The organism is Puniceicoccaceae bacterium (assembly GCA_040224245.1).
GTDB lineage: Bacteria > Verrucomicrobiota > Verrucomicrobiia > Opitutales > JAFGAQ01 > JAKSBQ01.
In genome coordinates this window covers 21,856-46,384 of sequence record JBEGIR010000030.1, presented here as the reverse complement: position 1 = coordinate 46,384, position 24,529 = coordinate 21,856, and the positions used below count along the sequence as shown (strand labels likewise).

20 protein-coding genes are annotated in these 24,529 nt (G+C 52.2%); 8 read left to right on the top strand and 12 right to left on the bottom strand.

The genetic code is table 11. The annotated features are described in order from the left end of the window. The 3 genes from ABQ298_05320 to ABQ298_05310 all read left to right on the top strand — a co-directional run. The coding region (locus ABQ298_05320; protein ID MEQ9823786.1) for a histidine kinase at positions 1–1,750 on the top strand (1,750 nt) is incomplete at its 5' end. An 86-nt stretch (positions 1,751–1,836) separates the two neighbouring features. Then, positions 1,837–2,541 carry a LytTR family DNA-binding domain-containing protein gene (locus ABQ298_05315; protein ID MEQ9823785.1) on the top strand — a complete coding sequence of 235 codons (705 nt, stop codon included), beginning with the start codon at positions 1,837–1,839 and terminating at the stop codon, positions 2,539–2,541. Positions 2,542–2,610: 69 nt separating this feature from the next. Continuing rightward, positions 2,611–3,264 carry an NTP transferase domain-containing protein gene (locus tag ABQ298_05310; GenBank protein MEQ9823784.1) on the top strand — a complete coding sequence of 218 codons (654 nt, stop codon included), beginning with the start codon at positions 2,611–2,613 and terminating at the stop codon, positions 3,262–3,264. Here ABQ298_05310 and ABQ298_05305 read toward each other — a convergent pair. The 7 genes from ABQ298_05305 to ABQ298_05275 form a co-directional block, all read right to left on the bottom strand. Then, entirely contained in the window at positions 3,258–3,650 is a 393-nt protein-coding gene (locus ABQ298_05305) for a hypothetical protein (protein ID MEQ9823783.1), read from the bottom strand. The two genes, ABQ298_05310 and ABQ298_05305, sit on opposite strands and share 7 nt — an antisense overlap. 23 nt (positions 3,651–3,673) lie before the next feature. Beyond that, a complete protein-coding gene (locus tag ABQ298_05300) occupies positions 3,674–3,847 on the bottom strand; it encodes a DUF2191 domain-containing protein (protein ID MEQ9823782.1) in 174 nt (57 codons plus the stop codon). A gap of 57 nt (positions 3,848–3,904) precedes the next feature. Then, positions 3,905–4,744, bottom strand: coding sequence for a 1,4-dihydroxy-2-naphthoyl-CoA synthase (menB, locus tag ABQ298_05295; GenBank protein MEQ9823781.1), 840 nt, complete (start codon positions 4,742–4,744; stop codon positions 3,905–3,907). After that, positions 4,741–6,525, bottom strand: coding sequence for a 2-succinyl-5-enolpyruvyl-6-hydroxy-3-cyclohexene-1-carboxylic-acid synthase (gene menD, locus ABQ298_05290; protein ID MEQ9823780.1), 1,785 nt, complete (start codon positions 6,523–6,525; stop codon positions 4,741–4,743). Before menD ends, menB begins: the two co-directional genes overlap by 4 nt. Positions 6,526–6,534: 9 nt before the next feature. Beyond that, entirely contained in the window at positions 6,535–7,980 is a 1,446-nt protein-coding gene (locus ABQ298_05285; protein ID MEQ9823779.1) for an isochorismate synthase, read from the bottom strand. 12 nt (positions 7,981–7,992) lie between these two features. Then, a complete protein-coding gene (gene metG, locus ABQ298_05280; protein ID MEQ9823778.1) occupies positions 7,993–9,534 on the bottom strand; it encodes a methionine--tRNA ligase in 1,542 nt (513 codons plus the stop codon). 139 nt (positions 9,535–9,673) lie between these two features. Next, entirely contained in the window at positions 9,674–10,249 is a 576-nt protein-coding gene (locus ABQ298_05275; GenBank protein ID MEQ9823777.1) for a YqgE/AlgH family protein, read from the bottom strand. Between the two features lie 133 nt (positions 10,250–10,382). On the opposite strand from ABQ298_05275, the gene ABQ298_05270 reads away from it, so the two are divergent. The 4 genes from ABQ298_05270 to ABQ298_05255 all read left to right on the top strand — a co-directional run bounded on the left by ABQ298_05270 (position 10,383) and on the right by ABQ298_05255 (position 16,786). Beyond that, positions 10,383–11,654, top strand: a complete 1,272-nt coding sequence (locus ABQ298_05270) for a hypothetical protein (protein MEQ9823776.1) — start codon at positions 10,383–10,385, stop codon at positions 11,652–11,654. A gap of 147 nt (positions 11,655–11,801) precedes the next feature. After that, a complete protein-coding gene (gene dnaE / locus ABQ298_05265) occupies positions 11,802–15,578 on the top strand; it encodes a DNA polymerase III subunit alpha (GenBank protein MEQ9823775.1) in 3,777 nt (1,258 codons plus the stop codon). A gap of 507 nt (positions 15,579–16,085) precedes the next feature. Then, positions 16,086–16,301, top strand: a complete 216-nt coding sequence (locus tag ABQ298_05260; GenBank protein MEQ9823774.1) for a hypothetical protein — start codon at positions 16,086–16,088, stop codon at positions 16,299–16,301. 128 nt (positions 16,302–16,429) lie between these two features. Beyond that, positions 16,430–16,786, top strand: coding sequence for an energy transducer TonB (locus tag ABQ298_05255; protein MEQ9823773.1), 357 nt, complete (start codon positions 16,430–16,432; stop codon positions 16,784–16,786). Between the two features lie 387 nt (positions 16,787–17,173). Here ABQ298_05255 and ABQ298_05250 read toward each other — a convergent pair whose 3' ends face one another. Continuing rightward, entirely contained in the window at positions 17,174–18,244 is a 1,071-nt protein-coding gene (locus tag ABQ298_05250) for a DUF481 domain-containing protein (GenBank protein MEQ9823772.1), read from the bottom strand. A 369-nt stretch (positions 18,245–18,613) separates the two neighbouring features. Between ABQ298_05250 and ABQ298_05245 the strand changes: the two genes are divergently transcribed. After that, the gene (locus ABQ298_05245) at positions 18,614–18,979 is read left to right on the top strand and encodes an energy transducer TonB (GenBank protein MEQ9823771.1); all 366 of its coding nucleotides are present in this window, start codon (positions 18,614–18,616) and stop codon (positions 18,977–18,979) included. A gap of 52 nt (positions 18,980–19,031) precedes the next feature. Here ABQ298_05245 and ABQ298_05240 read toward each other — a convergent pair whose 3' ends face one another. The 4 genes from ABQ298_05240 to ABQ298_05225 all read right to left on the bottom strand — a co-directional run bounded on the left by ABQ298_05240 (position 19,032) and on the right by ABQ298_05225 (position 24,504). Next, positions 19,032–20,186, bottom strand: a complete 1,155-nt coding sequence (locus ABQ298_05240; GenBank protein ID MEQ9823770.1) for a DNA-binding transcriptional regulator — start codon at positions 20,184–20,186, stop codon at positions 19,032–19,034. Positions 20,187–20,302: 116 nt separating this feature from the next. Next, the gene (locus ABQ298_05235) at positions 20,303–22,039 is read right to left on the bottom strand and encodes a sodium/solute symporter (GenBank protein ID MEQ9823769.1); all 1,737 of its coding nucleotides are present in this window, start codon (positions 22,037–22,039) and stop codon (positions 20,303–20,305) included. Positions 22,040–22,086: 47 nt separating this feature from the next. Next, entirely contained in the window at positions 22,087–23,256 is a 1,170-nt protein-coding gene (gene galK / locus ABQ298_05230) for a galactokinase (GenBank protein ID MEQ9823768.1), read from the bottom strand. Between the two features lie 159 nt (positions 23,257–23,415). Next, on the bottom strand, positions 23,416–24,504 hold the full coding sequence (locus ABQ298_05225; GenBank protein MEQ9823767.1) for an aldose epimerase family protein: 1,089 nt from the start codon (positions 24,502–24,504) through the stop codon (positions 23,416–23,418). Positions 24,505–24,529: the final 25 nt, after the last annotated feature.

The window sequence follows — 24,529 nt, the reverse complement described above, 5'->3', positions numbered from 1 at the left end:
GATCTATTCGCAACCTGCATTGCCTACCCCTTCACATCGGAGAAGTCCGGGTGTAGTGCTCCTGCGCAGTCTGGGTCTTCTTTGGGCTACGCTCGGATTCTTTTCGTCACATCTCCTGACCGCAGCAGAAAGCACTGCTGTCGAGTTGGAAGTGATCGATGCGAGCTACGAAACCTGGGATGCCTCAACGAACGAATGGCATCGCACCACACTTCCGTGGGTTTATTCCAAGGGTTTCTGGCACCGTTGGAAAGAACAGGTGGTTCAATACCGTTACCGGCTAACCCTGCGTAGCCATGTGGAAGCAGACGCCATGCGCCAGACCTACTATTTTGTTATCAACCTGCCCGGAACGTACGAAGTGTTTCTGGATGGGAAATCCATCGGAACAAACGGTGATGTCAAAATCGAAGATGGGATGGTGCGTGAACTTGGAGCTGGCAAAAACCGAATAATCCTGCTCCTGCCTCCTACGCTCCTGCAACCCGGTGAGCACGAAGTCCTGCTCATGGGATACCGAACCCCGCACTGGGTGTTGTTGAATCATGCTGGATTCCACCTGCAGCCACTGGATGCCATGATTGCAAATGAGCGGTGGCACATCATCAACTACGGCTCTTACCTTGTCTATTTTGTGTTTGGAGTCTTTTTTCTCTCCACCTTCTTCACCCGCCGCGACAGTCTCGTTCAATTCTACCTCGGCACACTGTGCATTTTGTTTTCCACCTTTGCCCTGAACAAACTGGCCTACTACCACATGGATCTGACGTATCGTCAGGCAGCGTGGGCAATCTATCTGGTTTATTCGGTTAACTACGTGATCAGCGTTTTCGGGCATCTCTTGCTCTTCGAAACCTTCCGCTTCCCGCGTCGCATCGCCTGGATGTTGTTGCCGATTCCCCTGCTGCTTGCAGCAATTCTTGAGGGGTTTGCAAGCTATGGAGTGTTGAAAGTTGCCTATGAATGGCTGGCTCTGGTCTCAATCGTGGCAATCTTCCTTCGCCGAAAATATGCTGTGACGGCGTCGATCATTCTGGTGATGCTTTCCATCGTTTACAGCATGCGCCTTTTTGAGAAACAGCAGTTTGTGATTTATTTTGTCCTGTTTCTTTACCTGCTTTTCTCCATCGCGCTGGCCCTCTACAAACAGCACAAAGAAAAACAGGACGCCATCCTGACCAACACACGTCTCAATCTCGAACTGGTTAAAAACAAGATTCAACCCCACTTTATCTTGAATTCCATGACCTCTGCGATGGAATGGATCGAATCAAACCCAAAACAGGGAGTCGCTTTTTTAGGAGCACTGGCCCGTGAGTTCGAGGTGCTATCCCGCATGACTGACCAAAAGCTGATTCCAGTCGGCATGGAGATTGATTCCTGCCGGAACTATCTGAAAGTCATGGAGTTTCGAAAAAAGGCAGAATACCATCTGGTGCTGCGTAATGTGAATCTCAACAGCACCCTACCCCCTTCCATCATTCGCAATCTTCTTGAGAACGCCATTTCCCACAATTCTTTTGGCACGACCAGTGTTGAATTCGTGCTGGAGGAAACCCGGGATAAATCCCGCCGCATCTACACCTTTCGATCCCCGATCACTAACCCACCGACTTCAACCCACAGTCCAGAAGATGGCACGGGCATTCAGTATATCAAGGCACGCCTGATGGAGTCCTACAAAAATCGCTGGAGCTTTTCCCACGGACCGTGCAGTCAAGAATGGGTTACGACCATTGAAATCCATTAAACGTCTACAACGTGCTCGTTCAGAACCCTTCCCGAAGCGCGGATGCATTCAGAATGATTCGAGCGAAACCCTACCCAGTATCCAACATGAGAATCCTTGTCATTGAAGACGAAGCCAGCATTCAGGACCGTATTGTTCGCCTGACGCGAAACATTCTTCAACAGCGACTGCAATCGATCGAAACCGCAGACAACCTCGACCGCGGCATTCAAATGATCAAGAACAGTCGCATTGATCTCCTGCTTCTGGATCTGAACCTCAACGGAAAAGACGGATTTGAGGTATTGAGAGAAGTCGCCTCTCATGCGTTCCAGACGATTGTGATTTCGGCCTACCCGGAACGCGCCATCGACGCGTATGAACTGGGCGTCATCGATTTCATTACCAAACCCTTTGACGAGGCCCGGCTCAAATTGGCATTTGAACGCGTCGCCGGGCGTCAGGGACACGGGCGCGAACATTTTGCAAAATACCTGGCGATCCGCAAATTCGGACTCATCGAGCTGGTTGCACTCGAGGATGTCAATTATGTGCAGGCCGACGGGGGATACTCGCAACTCTACCTCGTTGATGGTCGCAACGAAATGCACGACAAGATGCTGAAAGACCTCTGCAACTTGCTGCCTCCGACTTTCGAGCGCATTCACAAGTCCTTTGTTGTGAACATGCAACGCGTAAAGGGCATTCACAGCAAAGGCAGTCACAAACACTTTATTGTGATGAACAACGGTGCGGAAATCCCACTGAGCCGCTCCAAGTACAAGGAACTGAAATCGCTGATCAATCTGTAGTCGCTCCCATCCCTGTCTCGGCACACCTGTGCGAAGGCAGGGAGTCTGTTCCAACACACAATACCAAGCGTGCAAGTCCATGCGATCATTCCTGCTGCTGGAGCATCCCGACGCCTTGAAGGGCACATCAAGGTGCTCAGTCGCAATGCGTTGACCGGGAAAAGCCTCTTGCAACACTGCCTCGATGCGATTTGCGACCTGCATGGACTTGAATCCGTCACATTGGTGCTGGGACCACCACATGGACCGTGCATCGAAGCAACGCTTCCTGCGGCACATCTCAAGAAGCTTCACATCCTACGCCACACATGCAACAACAAGGGGCTGGGTGATTCGATTGCGTTGGCCGTTTCATCACTGCCTGAGTGCCTGCCTGACTCGGCCTTTCTGATCCTGCTTCCAGATCAACCTGAATTAAGTCCGAAAGCAATTGCCACACTGTGTGAGCATCATGATTTCTCCAACTTCAACGCGATCACGACCGCTCAATATACCGGAGAAACCTGGGGACCTCCGCTGCTGGCAGGAAGCGCCTATCGCAAAGCATTTGAAGCACTCAACGGTGCTCAGGGCGCCAAAGCAATCCTGCTCCGCAACGTCCATTACATGCAATCAGTTGTACTTCCGGATTTTACAGGAGTCGATCTCGACACCTTGCCCTTACTTCAGTCGCACGGTTGGGAACCTTTTCCGGTTCCAACCAGCGGATGCACGCCTCATTGAAGAATGCGAAGTCGTCGGATCCGGTTCACCTGAACCTGCGCATCACTCAGCGTGAACAGTGGCATCTGATTTTGAAGCGCAAGGGCTACGACAATCGCCTCACTCTGCGTTAGTTTCAGCTCCAGGTGCTGCATTTCCCAGGCAATTTGGACGGCAATATTCCAACTGGCCGCTTTGGCCGGCAGCACGGGAAGCTGGTTGAAATAAGAAAGGAATGCAGCGCGCTGAGCCGGTTGGATGCGCTGAAGTACATCAAACCGCACGGCATCACAAATGGACACCATGTAGAGATCGAGAAGCTCCTCCAACTGAATGCGGGCTTTGAACGCCGCAGGATCTGAAGGATTCAGCGCGGTAAGCCAGACACTGGAATCAACGAGAATCATGGTGCATCGAGTTCACACTCATCCTATTCCTTCAGATCAAAGGTTCCGGACTTGATCAGTTCGCCAAACTCGGCGGACTTCATTCGTTTGATGTATTCGAGTACGGCCTTGCTCACAGCCGGACTCATCTTTTTTTCACCCGTAATCTCGAGCAATTCCCTGAGTTTATCATCTGGAATATCAACCGTTATCCTCATTCGTCAGATTATAATGGAATAAAATGATGAAACAAGTCGATGTGGAGAAAACTCTTGTTAGGGCAACCAGGGGAATTTGTGAAACTCGGGCTTTCGTTTCTCGAGAAACGCTTTTTTCCCTTCACTACCCTCTTCAGTCAGGTAGTAGAGCAAGGTGGCATTGCCCGCGAGTTCCTGAATGCCCGACTGTCCGTCGAGCTCAGCATTGAATGCAGATTTCAGGCAGCGAATGGCCAGCGGACTCTTGGTCATGATTTCCCGTGCCCATTGCACCCCCTCGGCTTCCAATCGGTCAACGGGGACTACCTGGTTAACCAATCCCATTTCCAAGGCTTCCTGCGCGTGGTATTGGCGGCACAGGTACCAGATTTCCCGGGCTTTTTTCTGTCCGACACAGCGTGCCAGATAACTGGCACCAAATCCACCGTCAAAACTTCCGACAATGGGACCGGTCTGTCCAAAAATCGCATTATCTGCGGCAATTGAAATGTCGCAGATGACATGAAGCACATGACCTCCCCCGATTGCATAACCAGCAACCAGTGCAATCACCGCCTTGGGAATCGAGCGAATGAGTTTTTGCAGATCGAGCACATTGAGCCGAGGAACTCCACCTTCATCTACATAGCCCGCATCTCCCCGTATGCTTTGATCACCGCCCGAACAAAATGCATACTTGCCGTCGGTGCGTGGGCCGGCTCCGGTCAGCAAGATAGCCCCTACCCTACTGTCTTCCCTTGCAATGCTGAAAGCATCATACATTTCAAAAACAGTTTCGGGTCGGAACGCATTGCGTTTGTGTGGACGATTGATCGTGATTTTCACGATGCCCTCATCCCCCAGGCGCTCGAAACGGATATCCTGATAGGTCTTGATGGGTTTCCAATGCATGCTCATACGGAAGGTTCTAGGTTCTGGAGTTCAAGTTGCAAGGCCGAGAATGCGGATTTGCGAAAACTACGGCTGCTTTTTCGGTCAAAGCGAAGATGGAAACAGCTAACCGAAGGTGATGGCTTCTCGGGATCAAGTGTTTCACCAAGGGCACTGTTCAATTCATTCCAGGAGGTTATCGAGGCATAAGCAATGCCGTAGGCTTCGCAAAGCGGTTTCACCTTCACGCTTTGCGGTGTCGCAAAATAGGTTTCAAAAACATCCCCATGTGCCGCGATGGCAAGGTGTTCAAAAATGCCACCGCCCTGGTTGTCGAGCAACAGAAAGACGATGCGACATCCATCTTGCAGTTGACTGGCGAGATTCAGGCCGCCCGCATCGTGAAAGAAACTCAGGTCGCCGATCAGGCAAAGCAGAGGGAATTCCTTTCGGATGGCACCCATCGCTGTAGACACCAATCCGTCAATACCGTTGGCTCCACGATTGCTCAAGACATGCCGAACATGGGAAGAGCCGCAGTAAAATAATTCCATATCCCGCACGATCATGCTGTTGCCCACAAAAAGATCACAGGGATGCCGGAGCAGTGTCGGTAATTTGTGGCACAGGACGCTTTCACACCACGTCTCGCTGCGACAATGGTCTTGAATCTGCTTCCTAGCCACCTCATCGAACTGATTCCAGCGCTGGAACAGACCCTTCTGTTGCGACATGCCAGGAGTCCATTTTTGACAATATTGCAGCGCAGATTGTGGATCCATTCGAGCAACCGTGCGAAGGAATCCGGGATCCCGATGGTCGCTCTCCCCATTTTCCTGAACGACGATGCGTGCACAATCCAAGCTGCCCAACCATTGCCTCAGCGCTTTGCTCGTGGGAAGATTGCCCCACTGAAACACCAGATCCGGACTCATTCCATGCTGAGCTTCAGGCGGAACATGCTTTACACCCTCAAAGTTCGTGATTCCAGGTGTGACGGAATCCAGCAGGGATCGAGCGGGATGCAGGCCATCGATACACACGGGGATGTGCAGTGCTGCCAAGGTTTGCAAAAGATCCGCGTATTCACTGGCCTGCTTCCATCGAATTCCCGAACCCAGTATCCACATGCAACTGCGCGCATTGCACTGCCATTCGTCACCCGGCATCGTCACCATGGTCTGCCTGGCTGGGCTAACTTCGCCAAAAAATGCGTACGCAAGTTGATTGCGAACATCGGCACGTTCAGAGCTGGGAATCGATGGGGTCAGCGGTTCTTCGAATGGAAAATTGAGGTGAACGACCCCCGCCTGCGGGTGTTGGGTTTTCCAGACAGCTTCGCGCAGTGTTTCCCGAAGGTAGCGCACATAGGATTCCTCTGCACGCGGAAGTTCGAGCATCTGCCGGTGATTGCAGAAGTCCGCGTAGATCCCAGTCTGCAGAATCGTCTGGCCGGAATGACAGTGCTGACCCACAAGTGGACGATCCGTGGTGATCACCAGAAGCGGGGTTTGACTGTATCGCGCTTCGACGACTGCAGGCAAATACTGGGCTGAAGCAGTGCCTGAAGTGCAGAGCAATACCACGGGTATTCCACGACTTTTGGCTCTGCCCAGGGCAAAAAATCCAGCACTTCGTTCGTCAAGCACAACCGAAGTATGGAGGCGAGGCTCCACGGCACATGCATAGGCCAAAGGAGTGGAGCGTGAACCCGGTGAAAGAATCACATCAGTGACCCCGTTTCTTACCAATGATTCAGTGAAAACCAAACCTGCTAGATCATTTCCCTGGAACGCATCGAGCTGCATCGCTCCACCCTAGTCGAGGTTCATGAAATTTGGCAACATGCTGATGAATTTGAGTTCCGTCTCCCTCAACTCATTTTCCGGTTGCGAATCCACCACGATGCCAGCTCCTGCAAACAATTCTGCTCGATTGTGGCCGACACGGGCGCAGCGAATATTGACAAGAAACTCTCCTTCCCCCCTTGTGTCGATCCATCCCGTCAGTCCCGCGTAGCGCTCGCGGGGTTGATTCTCGATCCGGGCAAGCTGCTGCAGTGCAGCATACTGCGGATATCCACCGAGTGCGGGCGTCGGGTGCAGAGCCTCGACCAGATCGAAGAGGTGCAGTTCAGCTGGCATGCTCCCTTTCAACGGCACTCGCAAGTGCTGGATGTTGGAGAGTTGCAGAATCTCGGGAATTTCGCTCGCCTCGGCGTTTAGGCCAAGCGATTGCAACGTCTCCTGTATGAATTTCAATACCAGTCCGTGTTCGCGACGATCCTTGTCACTACCGAGCAGACTTTTGCTCAGATGGGCATCCTGCCGGGCATTGTCGCCACGGGCGATGGAACCAGCAAGGGCTTCGGTCATGAATTGTCCGTCCCGCACCGCCACCAGTCGTTCGGGTGTCGCACCGATGAAGGATTCGCCGTGGGTGTTCTGATACGAAAAGGCGGTGCAATCCGGAAATTTCTGGCGGAGTTTGTTGAGGATGTCCAGCGGCACAAAGGCATGTTCCGTTGTGATGTGAAGACGCCTCGAAAGCACAATTTTTTCGACATGCCCCGCATCGATTTGCTCCAGCGCGGTGAGAACGGATTGACGGAAAAGCGACTCCGATTTCTCCTGATCGAGCAGGCGGCAACAGGATGCTGGCGAAGCGACAGTTGCCTGCAGTTCCTCAGGAGCAAATTCGAAGGATGTGAAACGCTGATGCGCACGCCAAATGGGTTCGATCAACGCCTCGAGCGGGGTGTTGGCATCGACCCGCAGATTTGCTGTCGCGCTGAACCGTGCCCCTTTCCAGCCGACCTGCCATCTGGGAAGAAAGAGGTGCAGTGATTCCTCAAGAAATGCGGTTCCCTCCGGTTGTTCGGCTTCAAATGCGGCTGAAACAAAAAAATGAGGTCCCGACCAAGGCAAATTCGGATCCCCGACAAACACACAGCGATCCGTCCACTGCCGGACAAACTCTTTTGCCCGCTGAAAACGATCCTGGCCACTGATCGAGAGACTGAGCACTGGTTCTGCACAGGCGACTCCCTCCTGACGCGAATGACGCTCCAGATAACAGTGTTCGACGCTGGCGTCATTGACGCTCTGCAGGACTGCAAGGGGATCCAGGTATTCGGAAGGCAGGGAAATACTGGCAAGGATGGCGTGTCCCTGCGCTACCGCACGTTCCTGACAAAAAGAAAGGAACCGGTGCAAGCCTTGCTTGTCCGGACTTCCAAATTGCGCCTGAGAAACGGTCACCATGAACGCTGCGGCCTATTCAGACTCTGGACGAGGGAAGAGGATGACCTTTTCCCCAACCTTGCGGCCAGTCAGCACAAACTCCCAGACAGGTTGATCGGGAATCACCGATTCAATCGCCTGTGCAGGAACGTTGAGATGCTCATGGATCTTTGGCACGACATTCGGCATCACGGCACCGAGCAATTTGACTCCTAGGCGAAGCCCTTCCGCCATGTATGCAAGGCAGGTTTGAAGTGCTTCCTTATCTGCTTGAGCATCCGATTTTGCCAGTTTCCATGGTGCGCGGTTTTCTGCGTAGCGGTTGATCGCCTTAAAGAAGGTGAAAAGTGCATCAAGACCCGCACTGAAATCGAGATCGTCAAAGTGCTTCACTGTGGAAGCAGCAGCACTTTCGAACTCGTTGACCAGCGTGGTTTCCGGTTCTTCTGAAAGAACGGGTGCCGGAACGATGCCTGCTTCATAGCGGGAAAGCATGTTCAGCGTTCGGCTGAGCAAGTTACCCAGATCATTGCCCAATTCACCACTGTAGCGGCTGAGAAAGCGTTCGTGTGAGAATTCAGCATCCTGTCCCACTTTCATTTCTCTCATCACAAAATACCGAAAGGCGTCGGGTCCAAATGCCTTGGCATAGTCCAACGGATCAATGACGTTGCCCGCGCTTTTGGATACTTTTTCTCCGGCCTTGGTCCAGAATCCATGCACCAGCAGGTGCTGGGGCAGCTCAATGTCGCAGGCCATCAGCATGATCAGCCAATACACGGCATGGGCCGGGATCAAGATATCCTTTCCGATCACGTGAAAGTCTGCAGGCCAATATTGCTCAAAGTGCTCCGAACCGTAACGCACTGCCGAGATGTAGTTGATCAGGGCATCAAACCAGACGTAGGTGACGTAGTCTTTGTTGAACGGCAACTCAATGCCCCACGAAAGCCGCTCTTTGGGTCGCGAGATGCAGAGATCATTCAAGTCTTCCTTCAGGAATTCGACGACCTGTTTCTGCCGGAATGCGGGCACGATAAATCCCGGCGTGGCCTCCAGAAAATCGAGCAGTTGCTGTTGATACTTTTTGAGCGGGAAAAAGTAGTTCTCCTCGGTGATTTCCGAGACGGTTCCAAAGACCTCTGGCCATTTACCCTCCACCTTGTCTTTTTCCTGCACAAACTGTTCCGCGCGCTGGCTGTAATACCCGGTATAGTTGCCCAGATAAATTTCACCCTTGTCATACAGGCGTTGCAGCAGCTGCTGAACCACTGCCTTGTGGCGGTCCTCAGTTGTGCGGATGTAATCGTCGTTGGAGATGTGAAGATCCTTGCAGAGTGCGTGGTATCGCTCCGCCATCTGGTCACAATATTCCTGTGGGTCCATGCCCTTTTCCGAAGCGGACATCTGTACTTTTTGTCCATGCTCATCGAGTCCGGTGAGGAAATGCACCTCATCTCCACGGGCACGGCGGTGGCGTGCGATCACATCGGAGAGTACTTTTTCGTAGGCGTGACCGATGTGTGGCGCTCCATTGGCATAGTCGATGGCGGTAGTGAGATAAAATCGCTTCATGCTTCGAGTTTCGTTCGGGAAAACGGATCATTCCACGGAGGCCGGGCATGGGTGTCAATGCAAACTCCGGTGAAGCGCCGTCGGCAGAGTATTGAGCGATGCGGGCAGCCCACCTCGCATTCAGGCCAGCGCAAATGTCTCAGTTGAGACTCGGGTCGTCCGGAATCTTCAACAGTCCGTCCAGACCCTGATGAAACCTGCCCACCATGGTCTGCCACATTTCTGCAGGGGACGAACTTTCAAGCATGCACACCGGATCAACGGGAGCCTGAAACCACGCATGATGCCGAATCTCCTCTTCGAGCTGTCCTTCGGACCAACCCGCATAGCCGAGATATCCGCGAATCTCCACATTCGGTCCTCCCTCCTGCATGAGTTGTACGGCTTTATCCTGAGACATCCCAAAATACAGCCGGAAATCCTGGTAACAATCAGACCATTGCCAACCTGCCAGAATCAACTGGTTTTGCTGCACGGGACCCCCAAGGTAGATGGCAACATCGGCCAGCGGACCATGGCGAAATTCTTCCACAAACTCGCCCAGGGTATGCTGCAGAGGTTTGTTGATGACAACGCCCAGCGCACCCGCGTCTTTCGCATGGGCAGAAAGCAGGATGACCGACTTCTCAAAATTCGAATCTTTCAGGTCGGGTGTTGCGACCAGCAATTGACCCGAATGAAGGGAACTTGATACAAAATCTGGGTTAAAAACCATAGTGCATTCAGAAATTACTACGGGATTGCAGATCGATCAAGCAAGGGCTTGGTTTTCGACCCTGTGGCACAGGAAACCTACCGGGAACAGTTTCGATTGAAACCAGAATGAACTGAATCCAATATACACTACTATGCTGGATATGATTCTCAAAGGCGCGGATGGGAAATCCGGACTGATCACAATGGAAACCCTGTCGTCAGATGTGGCCAGGATTCTGCCAACCTTCAAGATCACTGTGATCGTTGCCCTGCTGGCATGCGTTTCGGGATATCTGCGCCTGCTTCTGGTAGGGTTTCATCCGGTATTGCAGGGGATACTGTTGGGTCTGGTGATTGGAACCGCGTCCGGGAAGGTGCTGCGACTTGGAGAACAATGCCCGCGCACACGCACGCTGAGAGTGGGAGTCGGCCTGGGCATTGCCATGCTTTTTATAGCCCTGCACTACCTGTCTATGGGATGGGCACTGCCCAATGCCAATGCGGGCTTTCTGTTCTTTTCGTGGATCGAGAACGACGTTCGGGAAATTCCAAAATGGATGCCTTCGCTTGGCATCGGCTCCATGCTGGAAAGCACTCATCGAGCAGGGTGGTTGTCGTGGGTAGTCACAGACGCACTGGTCTTTGTGACAGTAATGCTTCTTGCGTTTCGGCAGGCACTCAAACGTCCCGGAAATGTCCGCAAGGAGCGTGCATGGAGTGTCTACCGCCTGGTTTTTTTTGTATTGGCATGTTACGCCAGCGTGCTTTGGGCGCGCTCCGACTCCATTGCCGGCAATCGACGCTTGCTGGAAAACTGGACGGATGAGGTCTGGTCACAGCACTACCTGCGACGACTTTTTCTCCATCAGGATGCCGCTCGTGCCGCTATCACGGACCCTGGGCGCATCGCGTTGGAGACTGCACTCGAGAAGGCATTGTCGATGGAGCGGGAATTCCCCGAGGGCCATCTGCTGCAGGCACTGAATCAGCTCGCCAAGGGAAATATTCACTATGCGCGGGATGAACTTGGGCGATCCATCCTCGAAGCAGAACAGATGACACGTCGCACATGGCTGATGAACGGGAATGCACTGCCCCGGGATCTTCTACTGGCACAGCTCTACCAAATCCGTGCAAAAATCTCGCATCAACGTCAACAGCTGCTCGCCGCAGAGCGGGATCTGACGGTTGCCATCATTGTTTTTCAAGAGTATTGGCCTGATATCCCTGAACAATTGCATCAGGGTTTCTTCCCGCATACGACGGCCGTACTTCGCGATACTGGATACTCTCCCGTATTGGGATTTGCAGCCTGTCACTACGAACGTCATCGGATTCGGCTTGAACTCGGCGATCTGCCACAGGCCGAGCAGGACCTTAAAGAGGCGAAGGACCTTGGATTTCCATTACTCGATCCTGCATAAACATTGCAGTGCGAAGCACCAGCTATGCCATCGGACGGCAACCTTTGATAAGGGTATTGTTGCCTGATTCTGAGTCCTGAAGCGCATTGCGCGTTCCCCGTAAACTAAAAGATTGAATGAGCCACAGGCGCTTGCTTTGCTCCACACATGGCTGCTTCTGCGGACTCGTTTGTCCATCTACACCTTCATACCGACCACAGTTTGCTCGACGGTTGTTGCCGTATTGACCGACTGATGCGCCGTTGTGAGGAATTGAACATGCCAGCCGTCGCCATGACGGATCACGGCAACCTCTTTGGTGCGATCGATTTTTACTCTGCTGCCAGAAAAAAAGGCATCAAACCCATCATCGGCTGCGAAATTTATCTGGTCTATGACCACAAAATGTCCGAAAAGCCGCGGCGGGATCGCAAACGAACGGACGATATTGGTGACCTGCCGGAAGACCATCAGTTGCAGCCGTCCGATTTCCCGAAACATCAGATTCATCACAAAACCATTCTTGCGAAGGATTTTGAGGGGTACCAGAACCTCTCACGTCTCATTTCGAAGGCACATACCGAAGGGGTTTATTACAAACCTAGGGTGGATGTGGAGGCCCTGGCATCCTACTCTAAAGGACTGATTGGACTCAGTGGCTGCATCAACGGCGTCGCCTCCCAATACCTGTTGTACAACGACTATGAAAACGCCCGCAAGGCGACCGCAACGTTCGTTGATATCTTTGGCAAGGAGCACTACTACATCGAGCTTCAGGATCATGGTCTACCCTTCCAGCGCCGCATCATCCCGAATCTGATCAAACTTGCCCGGGAGTTTGACCTTCCGATTGTCGCTGCCAACGACACCCACTACGTGCTTAAGGATGATGTCGAACCGCATGATGCGCTCTTGTGCATCCAGACCGGAAAGCTCATCAGCGATACGAATCGCATGAAATACCCGTGCAATGAGTTCTATCTCAAATCACGGGAGGAGATGCTGGCAATCTTTTCAGAAGTTCCCGAAGCCATCGAGAACACCCTGCGCCTGGCCGAGCAAGTGGACCTTCAGATAGATTTTGGAGAAAACCACTACCCGGTCTTTGTTCCTGAAATTACCTTGAAGTATCAGGCTGATCCTGAGAATTTCGACCGCATCCTCGACCGCTACGAACTCGAGCGCAACAAGCTGCTCAAACAAAGCGGCAAGGAGCAGGACTTCAAGCTCAGTGATGAGGAGCGCAAATCCCTCACCAGGAATGGAGTGATCCTGTTTGACCTCTGTAAAAAAGGCGTGCTTGAGCGATACGGGATCGACTACGACCATCCCGAACAATACCGCCCCAGAGAAGGCGAACCCGAGGATCGCGCCCAACAGATCTGCGAAAAACTGGAGTACGAGCTTTCCATCATTTCCGGGACGGGGTTTGTGGACTATTTTCTCATCGTCTGGGACTTCATCGACTGGGCCCGAAAACAGGGCATCCCCGTCGGCCCCGGACGTGGTTCAGGCGCGGGTTGCATGGTCGCCTATGTGCTCAAGATCACCGATATCGAACCCCTGCGCTTTGGGCTTCTGTTCGAGCGCATGCTCAATCTTGAACGCGTTTCACCCCCGGATTTCGACATCGATTTCTGCATGCGCCGACGAGATGATGTGGTCAATTACGTAAGGGAGAAATACGGTGCTGACCAGGTTGCCAACATCATCACTTTTGGAACCTTTGGCGCAAAGATGATTGTGCGGGATCTCGCAAGAGTGAACAGTGTCCCCTATCAGGATGCGGATCGCCTGGCCAAGATGGTACCGGATGACCTCAACATCTCCCTCGAGGATGCGGTGATGAAGAGCGAGGATCTTCGCAATGCCGCAAAATCGAATCCTACCTACGGTCGTATCATCGAGCATGGTAAGGTGATCGAAGGCATGGTCCGCAACACGGGAAAGCACGCCTGCGGAATCATCATCGGGGACCAACCCCTGACCAATCTCGTTCCAGTCACGCTCCAGGAAGGCGACCTCACCACGCAATATCCCAAGGGTCCCGTCGAGGATTTGGGATTGCTGAAAATGGACTTTCTGGGACTGAAGACCCTGACCGTGATTTTTGACTCACAGGAGAACGTCAAAAAATCCCGGAATCTGCCCGATTTTGATATCGAAAAGATCCCCCTCAATGACACAAAAACATTTGACCTGCTGAACAGTGGCATGACCGTCGGCGTCTTTCAGCTTGAGTCCGGTGGCATGCAGTCCCTCTGTCGCCAGATTGCGCTGAGCAGTTTTGAGGAAATCATCGCATTGATCGCTCTGTATCGCCCGGGGCCGATGCAGTTTATTCCGCAGTTCATTGAGGGAAAAAAGGATCCGTCAACCATCAAGATCCCCCACCCTTTGCTGAAGGATCTTGTCATTGAAACCTACGGGGTGCTGGTCTATCAGGAGCAGGTCATGCAGGCGGCCCAGATCATTGCGGGCTATACACTGGGAGAAGCGGATATTTTGCGCCGCGCAATGGGCAAGAAAAAGCCGGAAGTCATGGCCGCGCAGCGGGATGTATTTGTCGCAGGAGCCAAGGCCAAGCACAACATGAACCGCACGGACGCATTGGAGATTTTTGCCATTCTCGAAAAGTTTGCAGCCTACGGTTTCAACAAATCCCACTCTGCGGCCTACGCGATGCTCAGCTATCGCACGGCCTATCTGAAAGCGAATTACCCCGTTGAATTCATGGCCGGACTGATGTCCTCCGATTTGGGGAATTCGGACAAAGTTGCCCACTTTGTATCTGAATGTGCGGCGATGGGAATTCCGGTGTTGGGGCCGGATGTGAACGAATCGCTTGAAAACTTCACCCCCGTTTATTCTGAAAAACATCCCGATGGCTCCATTCGCTTCGGCATGGCTGCGATCAAGGGTGTCGGTGATTCGGCGGCAGCCAGCATTATCGAAGAGCGTGAGCGCAATGGACCCTTTCAAAATTTCCGCGATTTTGCAGCGAGAATTGACAGCAAAGCCGTCAACAAGCGCGTGATCGAGTGTCTCATCAAAACTGGCGGCTTTGATCAGCTCGGTGAAAAACGCTCCTTCCTCCTCGAACACGTCGAAGGCATCATGAGCGAAGTTGCCTCACTGCAGCGGGATCGCCAGTCCGGGCAGGGTTCGCTCTTCGATCTTATGGGATCGGATCCCGACGATTCTGACGATTGGAATGAACGCGATTTGAGCGGTCGCAGTTCGGATGATTTTCCTGAACTCGATGATGAAACACGTCTTTCCTACGAAAAGGAACTGATCGGCTTTTATCTCACCGGACATCCTCTCGATCAGTACGGACGTCTTTACGAATACCTGCAAACGCTGGATGCTTCACAGCTCAAAACAATTCCGGATCGCCAGCAGTTCCGCATCATGGGAGTGGTGTCCAATGTAGCGGTGAAGGTTTCCAAACGCGACAACCGTAAATGGGCACTTTTCAGTTTGAGCACACCCCAGCAAAGTTTTGCAGATCTTTGCATCTACGCGGATGCCTACGAAAAATATGCGCACTTACTCAGCAACAATACCATCGTCACCGTTCACGGTCAGGTGCTGAATAAGAATGATGAAATTCGCCTTAACGCGCTGGAACTCATCGGAATCTCAGAAACCCTCGAGAATACGATTGAGACAACTTTTGTGATCTTCAACAATGGAGAAACCATCGATGCCTCCCTGAAGTGGTTGCGTCGCCTGCTCAATGATTCGTTTGGAGAGGCCAAACTGGACCTCGGATTGCGTCTGGCAGATGGGAGTGTGCTACGGGCAGAGGTTGCGCCCTCCCTGCGATTTCGGCCCACTACCCGGCTGCTCCGCGAAATCAACCGACACCCACTTGTGATCGAGGTGCGTTACGCAGTGAAGGAGATGCCCGTGCTGGATACTTCGCGCCGCTTCTTCTGATGCATTTACAGTCTGCAGAAATTCTATTTTTGATAAATTTCCAACACTGAAATCGAACAGTTTCAGGGTGCCCAAAGCTCTGCTGATTTCGCGCGAGGCTTCCCTGCGGATCTCAATGCTCACATTAACGGGAAATTCACTTGCTGAACACAGCGGGAATACGTTAGGTTGCATGCGATTCTCACCCGCACGTTCACAGCCTCCACGACCATCATGTCGATCTTACGCAAGGACTATGTCCAAATTCCCCTCGTGTATCTGATCTTCGGATTCCTTTGGATCCTGTTTACCGACTCCGCAGTGCACGCATTTTTTGAAGGAAGCTAGACCTTGCGGACCTTTCAAATGCTCAAGGGCTGGTTGTTTGTCTTTTTGTCGGCAAGCGTCATTCTCACCCTAATTTGCATCCATCATCAGCTGGCAGCGCGAGAACGTGCCAAACGTGAAGAAATTTTCCATCAAACGGTATCAGGATCCTGTCACATCATCCTGAACTACTTGAATCAAATGAAACTGCTCACTCTGGAAGCAGAAAAATGTCCGGAATTTGACCCCGAACTCATTGAGGAGGCGGAGGCGATCAGCGCCCGTGCACTCAGCTTGCTGCAGCAGCTCGACCAATTGGAAATTATCGAATCTGAGGAGATTGAGGCTCTCATTTATCGTGAACTGCATCCCGATCAAGTCCAGTCGATTGCGCCGGATTCGGAGTTCAAACCCTGAGAAAGCAAGCAGCATTTAGTCCTGAAGCGATCTCCTGCTTTTTGATCTTCGTTGAAAACCCTGTAAAACCACAAGTTTACCATAACTTTACCTCAAGTTTTGCTACTTGCACCGATCATTGTGGGCATATGAAGACAATCTTCACACTTCTGATTGCAACCTTAACGCTTGGAGCACTCCACTTGAACGCATCCGACGCTCACGATAGCGCGCTGTCGATCAAGGACGTGGATACGGCACCTGTGCCAGTTCAACAGGCCGCACCCACGCTCACGGATGACATCAAGGGCATTTCCGGAATGGTTCACGTTTCATTCGTGATCGGAGCGGACGGTTCGGTTGTCGAACCGAACGTGCTCAAGACCACCGATGAGCGCTTGAATGCTTCTGCATTGCAGACCGTTTCCAAATGGGCATTCAAGGCTGCCGAAAACAACGGCACTCAAGTCGCTGTTCGCGCTGTCGTTCCGATTCGTTTCAAATAATTGCAATCGAAGATTCGGATTTTTGGGAAACGGACCGTCCTTGGCGGTCCGTTTTTTTGGGTACGGTCATTCCCACCTCGAGTGGATTTCTGTTGGCGCAGGCATGTATCCATACCGCCATGGAATCGACATATCGTGCACAGCTCATTCGCCCTTATGCTTGGATTCCGATATAACGGCTAAACTCCCCACCCGTAAGCGAATCAGAACGAATAGATTGCAGATCCCATCAGTCGATGGTTTGTCGCAGCATCACCGCTTAGATAATCGGTTGTGACGCGGACATACTCCATGGATTCACATGTGACTCAGCTCCTGAGCATCGAACCCATGCATGAAGCCACTGAACTCCAGCTCATGCATGGAGGAAATCAGGTCTGATCAAACTCAGAATTTCACACCCACGCTTGTGATGATGCGACTCTTGGAGCGGGAGTCGGCATCCTGTATCGCCGAATCATAGTCAAGGCGATAGGATAGTCCCAGATTGAATGCACCGACTATCAGGGCATCCAGTCCGGATTCAAAGCGAAAATTGTAGTCGAGGTCCTCTGTCGGAGACACGTAAAAGCGAAGACTTTGCTTGAATGTCATGTGTTGGTTGAATTTCCACTGAAGGTTCTGATTGAGGTTGACCTTAAAGGAGGTCTCAGCCTCCCCTCCCCGACGTTGGAGTTGCTCCACGGCACCACCAAGAACAGTATCGAGCTTCAGACGATCTGAGTTGAAAGGCTCAACCCCCCAACCCACCGATGAAGTGGAGCGATAGCGAGGATCAAAAAGTTCGTCCACATCGTGCGTTGCGAGCGTTTCGAAAAAACCACCCTTCTTTTCAAGCTTGTAGCGGAAGCGACCAGACAGGCCCCAATCGTTTTCACTTCGAATACCACTCTGTTTGGCGTAGGCAAAATAGGATTTGAACTGGTAATTGGATTTGGACTTTGTGCCGTCGAGCGAAAACTCACCGTGATAACGTGTATTGGTCGTTCCAGCTTCTGTCAGATTATACCCGAAGCGCAACTGTCCCTTCCAATCTTTTGGCATGCGTGGAAACCAATCGGGAACGCGATCATGCACGAAGCGGTTCAGCGTCTTCTCTGCAGTTTCCCACAAGATACCCAATCCGCTGCTCACTGACTCTTCCTGGACCAGCAGGGGTGTTGGTAGCACGGGAGGTTTGGGAGGAGCTACGGGCACGACAGGTTTCGGCTGTTCAGGTTGAACAGGCACCACACTTTCTTCGCTATCGAGTGATTCAGCTTGAGACCCTTCCAGGTCGCTCTGTCTCACCAGTGTGGCAATGCGGGTCGGTACTTTGATCGTACCAAAAAACTCAGATTCAAAATAGATCAATGAATCGGTTTGCCCCAGAAAAGTACCATGAATGACATCGCCGTTATCGAGCTGCAGTTGATCCTGCGCGTGCAGACCTGCACAGGCACCTAAGACGATACCCATCAGAAGCACTCTGAACCACCCCATCCTCATGCAAACCTGCTCACGAACCTCTTCTCATTTCTTGGCCTCCGAACCTACCGAAAACGCCCAACTACAAAGCCACTAGACAATCAGAATCCGAAATGGATTCAAGAGATTATACAGGTAAAATCAAAACAGCTCACCCTGTGCTCGCATTCAGCATTTCCAGCGGAATTGAGCGCTGGAAGCACAATATGCGATTCTGTTGTAAAACAGATTTAAAATATCGGTAAGCTTTCGTTTAAAACCGCGGAAATTCACGGATTTCCGTAAAGTTTCCTTATTCTGGTCGATTTCCGAAAGCACACTTTCAGTAACTCAGGTTTCAACCCAAAAATCCCTATTGATATGAAAAAAGTAGTCGTTAGCATTATCACTCTGGCAGTCGCAGCCACCACGAGCGTCATGGCAAATTTCACCGATGATGAAGTTGCCAACACGTTCTCGGCAAAAGAAGTCGAAGTCATGCCGGTGCCCGTCGAACAGGACCAACCCAACGTTCCCGCATCACTGAGGGGACAAGCTGGACGCGTCTATGTCGGCTTTATTGTGGATGAAGCAGGTAAAGTCGTCGCTCCACGCGTGCTCAAGACCGAAAATGAAGCGCTCAACGAAGTGGCGGTTAGCTGCGTAGCAAAATGGCAGTTCAAGGCAGCCCAGAAAGATGGTGCAAATGTATCCATGCGCGTAATCGTTCCCCTTCGCTTTGGCTGATCCCTTTTTTTCTTTCTCGCTCAAAGGTGCACCCAAACACGGTGCACCTTTTTTAGTGCCTCTGGTTTGAGAACCGCTTCCGGTATTCCCCCGGAGTCATGCCAATCCTGTCTTTGAAAACATGATTGAGATACTCCTGGTAGTTAAATCCAGATCGCACCGCGACTTCAAGCAATGGCAGGCGCGTCAAAACCAGCAACTCCTTGGCACGGGCAAGCTTGGTAGCCAAAATCGCATCATGAACCGTTCTGCCGAGCAGGGATCGAAAGCGTCGTTGCAAGACACTGCGAGAGTAGCCAGCATGCTGTGCGATGTGATCGACGGATATACCTTCACATGCATGCTCGCGGATGAGCAGCAGTGCCTTTCGAATTCCCTCGTCCGTGATCGCAAATGCATCTGACGACTGCCGGGTCACCACCCCGGTCGGCTGGACACGATGTTCGCTGGTTCGCTGCTCCTGCCCTTGCAGGATTCTTCCCAAAAACGCCGCTGCGACATATCCGACTTCAGCGTGATTCGCATCCACGCTGCTCAGTGAGGGCTGAATCACTTCACAAAAAGCCGGATCGTTATCCACCCCCACCATGGCAACTTCATCGGGAATGCGAATGCGGGCAACTGAGCATGAGCTCGCCAGATCGGGTGCAAACTGGTCGCTGCAGACAAACAGTCCTACCGGCTTGGGTAGCTGTTCCATCCATTTCACCAGCTCAGTGCGATAGTGGTTCCACGAGTGTTGCTGTCGAAAATCGTGACTGACTTTTCGCACGGCAAAAAAACACTCCTGTTGCATCGCAAATTCTTCATACGCAACGCAGCGCTCGTCAGACCAGCGTTCCCCTTCAAGGCCGAGAAATGCAAAACTGCGAAACCCCCGTTCATAGAAGTGCTCAAACACAAGGCGCGCAATGGCTCGATTGTCACTTCGCACGCAATAAAGGTCCGCATCTTCATAATTTCCAAGGACGTCAACAACCGGAACTTTTTTTGCCCTGAGAACTGCAAGCATTTCCGGAGTATGCACACGCGCGATGATGCCATCGCCGTCCCAGTGATCGAGCACCTCCGGCATCATGCGCCCAAGGGAACCGCTGGCATGAAACACTTCCCAATCCTGTCGCTCATGCACATACTGCGAGATGCCGCGAAGAATCTCTCTTCCCGATCCAAGTGCAGTTTCCACCAACAGTGCGATTTGTGCCATTGCATGTACTTTGGGCAAAATCACGAAAAAACGCGATACTCAGCTCTTTCGAAGATTAAAAAAGCCGCTCCGGCAATCGAAGCGGCTTTCTATCAAAGCGATGAAACTTCCAACGTTTACCAGAAGATCGCGTAGAGCGCGATGGTTGCCACAATCACGCCACCTCCCATGATCTGTGCAGAACGCGAGGTTGTCACCTCGATTTCCTTGTTTTCGGGCATGGTTACGGGTCGCTTCAAGGGTGAAATGATCGTCAGCAGCACACCGACCAGAACCACGATGAAAAAGCAGATCGCCATGCGGTCAAGGAAGGCAATTTCGTTCGAATACCACCACCCATTCTGGGTGATGATGTCGCCGAGCACCCACTTGATCAGTGCATAGAATACCGCATTCACCACAATGCCCACCCAGCCGAAGTAACGGGGAGTGCGGGGTGAAAAGAATCCAAAAATGAACACCGCAAGGATACCCGGTGAAATGAACCCCTGAAATTCCTGAATGTAGGCAAAGATGCTCGTGAAATTGTCAAGACGTGGAGCCACCAGAGACGCAAGCACCACAAATACGATGACGAGCGAACGCCCCACTTTCACCAGCTTCTCCGGATCTTTCTGTTTACTGATGCGCGAATAGAGGTCCATCGTCGCAATGGTCGATGCCGAGTTGAGCATGGATGCGAGCGAACTGATCACAGCACCGCTCAGCGCAGCGAGCACAAACCACGAGATGAGTGGATAGGGCTTGATCAGATTGCGCACCAGGACAGGAAATGCACGGTCGTAGTCGTAGGTTCCTGTTGCTGCGTTAAATAGGTCGGCACTGAACAGGTTGTAGGCAAGGATGCCCGGAATCACTACGAGGAATGGGATCAGTAGTTTGAGGAAGGCTGCAAAAACAATCCCTTTCTGACCCTCCGCTAGCGATTTGGAACCCAAGGTTCGCTGCACGATGTACTGGTTGAGTCCCCAGTAGAAAAAATTGGGAATCCAAAGCCCGATCAGAAGCGCGGTCCAGGGAAGATCCGTGTCCGTTTTGGGGCGCACCATGTGCACTTTTCCACCACTGCCGTTGGGTCCATCCACCGCGATGGCTTCCCCATCGACTCCATCATTGAGCAGCATAAAGCGAGACCATGCTCCAGCCTGCTCGATATCCTCAACCGTTGCGTTGGAGTTGGCCACTTTTGTCTGGATGAGTTCCTCCGCAGGTTTGTTCCCGAGCACATGAAAGGCCATGAACATGACAACGGCACCACCGACGATGAGTGCGGAACCCCACACCAAATCGGTCCAGGCACAGGCTTTGAGTCCACCGATAAAGACATAAATCGCAGCGAAAGCACCAATCAACCAGCAGACTGCGGTGAGGTTGTTGAGCACGGGAACCGTGTTGTAGTATTCGGAGACAAATTTGCCTCCGGAAAAAATCACCGATGATGTGGTCACAAAGACCAGAGTCACCACTGCCGGAACCGCCATCGCCATACGTGCGGTAACATCAAAACGGTATTCCAGAAATTCGGGAATCGTGTAAAGTCCGGTTTTCAGAAATCGGGGAAGAAAGAAGAATCCGACAATCACCAGGGTAATGGCGGCCATCCATTCGTAGGAAGCAATCGCCATTCCAAGCCAGTTGGCGGCCGAACCCGACATGCCGACAAACTGTTCGGTCGAAATATTTGCGGCGATCAGGGAAAACCCTACCAGCCACCAGCTGAGTCCACGTCCGGCGAGAAAGTAGTCAGATGCGCTTTTGCCTTGGCCTTTCGCACCGCTGTTACTCTTCCAAATACCAAGACCGATCACGCCGACCACCGCGACAATAAACAGGATAACTTCAATTGTGTTCATAGTTTCAGGGATTACAGAATATGAGAATCAGGGCTTTGCACATTCGCTCAACTGAAGCGTTCTAATACCACTCCCTGCGCAGGACTGGTCATAAACGCGGTTGCCCGAATGCCAAAGTTACGAAAATAGGAAGTTTCTGCCAGTGATGCAACGTCGGCAGCAACGGCCTTATCGAGCAACACCAGTGCCGCTCCGCCAAAACCGCCTCCCATCATGCGGCTGCCATACACTCCCGGCTGTGCGTTGCAGAGCGAGGTCAGGTAATCCAACTCCGGACAACTGACTTCAAAGTCATACTGGAGCGAGTGGTGGCTTTGCTGCAATAACTTGCCCGCGAGAACAAAGTCTCCGGCCTGAAGGGCAGCAATCATGGAATCCGTTCGCTCAATCTCGCTGACCACATGCCAGGCCCGGTCGCGGATTTTGGGTTCGGAAAATGCAAGCGTTTCAATTTGCTCACGGGTGGCATCGCGAAGCGACTTCACCTTCAGTTCTGTGCAGGCCTTTTCACAGGCATCACGGCGGTTTTTGTACTCCCCGTTTGCCAATTCGTGATGCACTCCCGAATCCACGATCATCAGTGCAACTTCATTACTCTGAAAGGGCACCTGTGAAACACTCAAGTCCCGGCAGTCGAGCTTGAGAAGATGTTGTGATGTTCCCAGAATGACTGCTGCCTGATCCATGATGCCACATGGAACACCTGCGTACTGGTGCTCTGCCTTTTGGCACAACAACGCTTTTTCCATCGGTTCGAGCGCAAGTCCCAGCAAATGCTCGATGATGGTGGCAAACAAGGCTTCGAGCGCAGCGCTCGAGCTGAGTCCGCCGCCCGTCGGAATCGTAGAATAAAGACAGAGATCAAAGCCCGGTATTCGCAACTTTCGCTCCTGAAACTGCGCAAACACGCCTTTGGGGTAATTCAGCCAGCTGCCCTTTTCCGGTGAAAGGGGATCGTTGGGAGACAATTCAGCGGCTTCATCATATTTGAGATCGTAGATGCGAACGCGACCGCTTCCGTTTGCACGCACACAACCGCAAATCCACCGTTCGATGGCTGCGGGCAGCACGACTCCGCCGTTGTAGTCGACGTGCTCACCAATCACATTGAGGCGTCCGGGAGAAGTGATGCCAAATTCCGGTTCCTGACCAAATCGCTGCCTGAATGCAGCACTGGTTTTGTTCAGGATTTCATCGCGCGAGAGTCCAGTTTCCATATTGGGGTGTCGATTGAATGCGATTGTTCAAAAGCATAGTATAGCAAGGCTCCTACCCGAGGATCAATGGATGTACCGATCAAAGTTTTAAGATTTTCGGTCAGCATTGCATGTAGGTTCTGTCCCAACTGCGTCATTTTCACTTCCCAAGTTTACTCTTCAGCGCGATTCTACCCCAAATCGGTAAACGGTCGTAGTGGTGTAAACTTCGCCCGGTCTCAACAGCGTGCTGGGAAATTGGGGTTGATTGGGACTGTCTGGAAAATGTTGGGTTTCCAGGCAGAAGCCCGAGCGTTTTCCATAGGGGCGACCGGACTTCCCGATCTGCGAGCCATCGAGAAAATTTCCAGTGTAGAACTGGACACCCGGTTCCTCTGTGATGACCTCAAGAAAGCGGCCTGAGGCCGGGTCCACCACTTTTGCGATCCTCGAAGCACTTCCTGCAGCAGGGTTGACCACATAGTTATGGTCAAATCCGCCGCCAAGCTCGAGTTGTGCGTGGGGCATTCTTATGCGGTCCGCAATCAATGCCGGTGCTTGAAAATCAAATGCCGTGCCCTCGACAGGCATGCGTTCTCCAGTTGGGATGAGGTTCGCGTCCACGACAGTGATCGCTGCTGCATCAATCCAGACTTCATGATCGAGGATGTCGCCCTGCCCTTCGCCTTTCAGGTTGAAGTAGCTGTGGTTGGTCAGGTTAATGTGAGTCGCACGGTCCGTAGTCGCACGGTAGTCCATGCGAAGCTCGTTGGCATCCGTCAGCGTATAGATCACTTCGACCTCCAGATTGCCGGGATATCCTTCTTCTCCATCGGGACTCAGCAGGTTGAGAACAAGCGCAGCTTCACCATCGCGCACTTGTGGAACTCCACGCCAGAGTCGTTTGTCAAAGCCCTGAAGTCCTCCATGCAACTGAACGGGAGGCTGCCCAGGTTCTGTGGTCGGTGACAGCTGAAACCGGACTCCGTCGATCTCAAATGAGGCCCTGCCAATGCGATTCCCAAACCGCCCAATGATCGCCCCAAAAAAAGACGAACTGCGAATATACGAATCCAAGTCACTATGACCCAAAGCGACATCCGTGGTCGTACCATCCGGATTGGGAACATCGATAGCGGTCACAATACCACCATAGTCGAGGATGGAAACCGACATTCCTTTTCGGTTTTGAAGGCGGAAGGAAAGCACGGGTTCGTTGTCTGGCGTCACACCAAAGGGTGTCACCGCTATCTGGGGTTCTTGATTCATGTTGGAAGAATTCAGATCTGCAAGA